Genomic DNA, 5,091 nt, shown 5'->3' on the forward strand with positions numbered 1-5,091 from the left:
ACTTCGAGAAAACCATCGCTTCTTCCGAAGCGTGGGTCTACATCGCAAACATACGCTTCCTCACGCGGCGCATCGCAAGAGCCTGATATCGTTAAATTCATTATGATTCAGGCTCTAAGACCGCGCATTGAAATAGTATTACATCAAAACGGTCTGCATTTTCCACTGATAATCTAGCGACCAACGAGTTCGCTATAAGAATTACCTTCGAAAGGAGGCTCACATCAGGTCGGATTGAATGCTTAAACTCTCCATATAGTTAGCAGGAGCCCTGATGTTAGATAAATTTGAGCGCGGGGCCGATTCGTTATCAAAACAATTTCAAGCCATGCGTATTGTAAAACTTAATTGCAGATCGGATGAAGACCTTTATATGCCAGAGTCCTTTTTTGGAGGCGTGACCACCTGCGTGCACTACTCGTATTGTGGGCAGATAAGCCGTATCGGCAATTTTACGAGATCTCAAAGCCAGATCAAAATCTTCAAAATATAAGAAGAACTTATCACTAAAACCGCCTGCATTTTTTAACGTAGTGCCTTTGAAAAACATGAAGCACCCGCTTACAATTGGAGGGTTCCAGTAAGCTACGTCTTGTGTTTCGGCTTGCATCTCGTATCGTGCCAATCGAGTGGAAAAAAGCGAGCGTATTTTTCTTGGTGCAAATCCTCTCAGTATTAAATCAAAAACAGCAGGATATCGTTTACAAAGATATTGTCTTTGCCCATCTGGCCATGAGGCATGAGGGCTTAACAAGCCACAGTTTTCATTTTCGCGCATGAAAGCGAGAGCGTTCACAAGTGCATCTTGGGCGAGTTGAATGTCTGGATTGAGAATGAGATGAAATTCACCCATCTCTTGAAGAGCAATATTGTGAGCTCTGCCAAAGCCAACATTGCCTTGTCCATGGATTAATTTGAGGGGCAATTCTGAGTAGTTGCGCATTAGAAATGATGCGACCTCATTACTATCGGAATTGTCTACAACTGTTATCGAGAAAGTTTCATCAGCGAATCCGTTGAGTGCAATTTTCAGACTATTCAACGTCTTTTCGAGTTCAGCAAAATTTGGATTAAACGTGACAATTGAAATTGTCAGCAATGATTGCTTATTGGTTGGTTGATATGTAGCTGAAACATTATTACTCATTCTGCTAATTCTCAGTTCACAAGGTAGGGTTCGGCTTTGAAATTAATACGATAAGCTGAAAGTGTCTGTTCACCGTTTAGTTTCGTTTATCTCCGCGTTATAGTCTGGTTATCGCCAAAACGAAGCCATCATCTTAGGCGTAATGTCTGTCTACAATAACGATATGAGAGAAGTAAGATGTTAGGATATGAATTCGTATGAAGGGAATCATTCTCGCCGGTGGCAGTGGTACAAGGCTGTACCCTCTGACAATCGCTGTCTCCAAGCAAATTTTGCCGATTTACGACAAGCCAATGATCTATTACCCGCTAAGCGTTCTGATGCTAGCCGGGATTCGAGACATTCTTGTGATCTCAACACCTCATGATCTACCACTTTTTCAAAAGCTGCTTGGCGATGGAAGTGAATTCGGCATCAATTTCTCGTATGCTGAGCAGGCACATCCTAATGGTCTAGCTGAAGCATTCATCATTGGTCGAGAATTCATCGGCGATGACAGCGTGGCCATGATCCTTGGGGATAATATCTACTTTGGTGACGGCCTTTCGAAGCTGTCTCAGCTCTCTTCCGAGTCAATGAAGGGCGGGACAGTTTTTGCTTATCGCGTAGATGATCCGCAACGCTATGGTGTCGTGGAATTTGATAACAAAACCGGCCAAGCGATCTCAATTGAAGAAAAACCTGAAAAACCGAAGTCACACTGGGCTGTAACTGGCCTCTATTTTTATGATAATCAAGTCGTCGACATTGCACAGTCGATCAAGCCGTCGGCTCGCGGGGAGCTAGAGATCACTACTGTGAATAACGTGTATCTCGAACGAGGCGAACTGAATGTTCAACGTTTCGGACGGGGATATGCCTGGCTGGATACCGGTACACACGACAGCCTTCACGAAGCATCCTCATTTGTTCAAACCATTGAGAAACGGCAGGGCATCAAAATAGCTTGCCCTGAAGAGATTGGTTTAGACAAGGGTTGGCTGAGCAGCGAAGCGGTATTGGAGCGAGCAGCCAAGCTTGGTAAAACTGAATATGCTGCTTATCTACGTCGACGTGTTGATGAACTGGGAAAAGATTAATGCAGGTTCGATCTTTAGGTTTAGACGGTGTTTTGGAGATCAACCCACGTAAATTCGGTGATGACCGTGGCTTCTTCTCCGAGACTTATAATGCGAAATCATTCGCCGAAGCGGGTATTGATTTGAATTTCGTTCAGGACAATCATTCCTATTCCGCTGCAAAAGGTGTGGTTCGTGGTTTACATTATCAGCTTCCACCTTTTGCACAGGATAAGCTGGTGCGCGTCATTCGCGGTTCAATTCTCGATGTGGCTGTTGATATTCGCAAAAGCTCGCCAACTTTCGGCAGGTGGGTATCACTGGAAGTTTCTGCTAAAAAATGGAACCAGATTCTGGTGCCGCAAGGTTTCGCCCATGGTTTCATGACGCTCGTGGAGGATACCGAAGTTATCTATAAGGTGACGAGTTATTATTCTCCCGAGCACGACCGCTCGATCCGATTTAATGACCCGGCCATTGGTATCGATTGGCCCATTTCGTCCTCAAGCGTCCAGCTTTCCGATAAGGATCAGAAAGCCCCGCTTTTTGCTGACGCAGAAGTTTTTGATTGAGGAATAACATGAATATTCTTGTTACGGGTGGTGCAGGCTTCATTGGTTCTGCCGTTTGCCGCCACCTAGCCGCTGATTCAAAGGTCAATGTTATCAATTTCGACAAGCTAACCTATGCTGGTAATTTAGCTTCGCTGCGTCAGATTGAAAACCATCCCAACTACAGCTTTCTTCAAGCTGACATCTGCGATGACACCGGTGTTTTGGAAGCTTTGCGTGCCAATGATATCGATATTGTCATGCATCTGGCTGCCGAAAGCCATGTAGATCGCTCTATCGATGGTCCGGCCGCATTTATTGAAACAAATATTATAGGTACCTTCCGACTGCTAAACGCGGCTCTCGCTTACTGGCGTGAGCTGCCAGAACCGCGCAAGTCGGCGTTCCGGTTTCACCATATTTCGACGGATGAAGTGTTTGGCGATTTGCCATTTGATAGCGGCATCTTCACAGAAGAAACGCCGTATCAGCCGTCATCGCCCTATTCGGCTTCGAAAGCTGCATCCGATCATCTGGTTCGTGCATGGCATGAAACTTATGGCTTGCCGGTGGTACTCTCTAATTGCTCAAACAATTATGGCCCGTTCCATTTCCCTGAAAAGCTGATCCCGCTTGTTATTCTTAACGCGCTCGATGAGAAGCCTTTGCCGGTTTACGGTGCAGGTGCGAATGTGCGTGACTGGCTCTATGTTGAGGATCATGCACGCGCGCTGGCTTTGGTCGCGACCACAGGCAAGCTGGGCGAGAGCTACAACATTGGCGGATGCGCGGAACGCACCAATTTGAACGTTGTTGAGACAATCTGCGCCATTCTCGACAAGAAGCGTCCGCGTGCAAATGGCAAGAACTATGCCGATCTGATTACCTTTGTGACAGATCGCCCCGGCCATGATCGCCGTTATGCGATTGATGCATCGAAGATTGAGCGCGAATTGGGCTGGAAGCCGCAGGAAACCTTTGAAACTGGCCTGGATAAGACCATTCAGTGGTATCTCGATAATGCATGGTGGTGGGAACCGATCCGCAGCGGCAATTATGCGGGCGAGCGGCTTGGCAGCACTGTTTCAAAAGAGACCCAAGCATGAAGATCGTTGTAACCGGGCGCGAAGGACAGGTTGTCCAGAGTCTCTTGGAGAAAGCATCCCAACGCCCCAATATCCAAGTGATCGCACTGGGCCGTCCAGAACTGGATTTGGCGAAACCTGAAACAGTGCGCAGCGCTGTCACAGCGATCAAGCCCGACTTAGTCGTCTCCGCTGCCGCTTATACTGCTGTCGATCTGGCTGAGGATGAGCCTGAGTTAGCGCTCGCTATAAATGCAACTGGCGCGCAAGCAGTTGCTGAAGCAGCAAAGGCTTGTGGTGTTCCTGTCATACACATATCGACTGATTACGTTTTCGCAGGTGATGCCAGCGAACCCTATGTGGAAACAGACATTACGGGCCCCCAAGGTGTCTATGGAAGCACCAAGCTTGAAGGTGAGCGTCTGGTTGCGCAAGCCAATCCAAAACACATCATTCTAAGAACGGCTTGGGTCTATAGCCCCTTCGGCAAGAATTTCGTCAAGACGATGCTCAAGCTCGCAGAGACGCGCGATGCGCTCTCTGTGGTTTCTGATCAATGGGGCAACCCAACCAGTGCGCTCGATATAGCTGATGCAATTATCGAGGTGGCAGATCATTTGGTGGCCAAGTCGGACTTCTCCGCTTATGGTGTTTACCATTTGGCGGGTACGGGTGACACGAACTGGAGTGGCTTTGCACGCGTCATATTTACTGAGAGTACCGAACTTGGCGGGCCAACCGCCACTGTTACTGATATCTCCACTGCGGATTATCCGACCAAGGCGATGCGTCCAGCCAACTCGCGACTATCGACTGCGAAATTCCAGGAAGTGTTCAACTGGTCTGCACCTCACTGGCAGATCTCGCTGCGGGGAGTAGTGAAGAGGCTTATCTAGCAGTACTGCGAGAAATCATTCAGCCGTGGCTTTCTTTCTGACCTTATCCTACAGTTGTATTTGAGAGAATTACCGTCCGGCTGGTCACAAATTACGCTTATTTTTTGCAGTGCACCATTCTTGCATGGAAAACTCGATTGCAGCGAATCCTGCTTAGCCCTAAATCTCTCTCAGTTTATGTGAGTTCTTATTGGAGAGCACCCTATGTGTGGAATTATCGGCATTATCGGCAATGACGAGGTCGCACCGCGTCTGGTTGATGCGCTGAAGCGACTTGAATATCGCGGTTATGATTCTGCCGGCATTGCCACGCTCCAGAATGGTAAGCTCGATCGCCGTCGTGCGGAAGGCAAG

General features: G+C 47.7%; 5 protein-coding genes. 4 read left to right on the plus strand and 1 reads right to left on the minus strand.

All coding sequences use genetic code 11. The features are described 5' to 3' along the window. Window positions 1–310: 310 nt before the first annotated feature. Window positions 311–1,147 carry a glycosyltransferase family 2 protein gene (locus OIV19_RS23335; RefSeq protein ID WP_264234277.1) on the minus strand — a complete coding sequence of 279 codons (837 nt, stop codon included), beginning with the start codon at window positions 1,145–1,147 and terminating at the stop codon, window positions 311–313. Between the two features lie 197 nt (window positions 1,148–1,344). Here OIV19_RS23335 and rfbA point away from each other — a divergent pair, with 197 nt between their 5' ends. Genes rfbA through rfbD form a run of 4 tightly spaced genes read left to right on the plus strand, consistent with a single transcriptional unit; the run spans window position 1,345 to window position 4,737 of the window. Continuing rightward, complete coding sequence (rfbA, locus tag OIV19_RS23340) at window positions 1,345–2,226, plus strand: glucose-1-phosphate thymidylyltransferase RfbA (RefSeq protein WP_264234279.1); 882 nt, start codon at window positions 1,345–1,347, stop codon at window positions 2,224–2,226. Next, the gene (gene rfbC, locus OIV19_RS23345; protein WP_264234281.1) at window positions 2,226–2,777 is read left to right on the plus strand and encodes a dTDP-4-dehydrorhamnose 3,5-epimerase; all 552 of its coding nucleotides are present in this window, start codon (window positions 2,226–2,228) and stop codon (window positions 2,775–2,777) included. The genes rfbA and rfbC overlap by 1 nt, the downstream gene beginning before the upstream one ends. An 8-nt stretch (window positions 2,778–2,785) precedes the next feature. Further along, window positions 2,786–3,862 carry a dTDP-glucose 4,6-dehydratase gene (gene rfbB, locus OIV19_RS23350; protein ID WP_264234283.1) on the plus strand — a complete coding sequence of 359 codons (1,077 nt, stop codon included), beginning with the start codon at window positions 2,786–2,788 and terminating at the stop codon, window positions 3,860–3,862. Beyond that, complete coding sequence (gene rfbD / locus OIV19_RS23355; RefSeq protein ID WP_264234285.1) at window positions 3,859–4,737, plus strand: dTDP-4-dehydrorhamnose reductase; 879 nt, start codon at window positions 3,859–3,861, stop codon at window positions 4,735–4,737. The genes rfbB and rfbD overlap by 4 nt, the downstream gene beginning before the upstream one ends. The last annotated feature ends 354 nt before the right edge of the window (window positions 4,738–5,091 follow it).

Source organism: Brucella sp. HL-2 (assembly GCF_025846885.2).
GTDB lineage: Bacteria > Pseudomonadota > Alphaproteobacteria > Rhizobiales > Rhizobiaceae > Brucella > Brucella quorumnocens.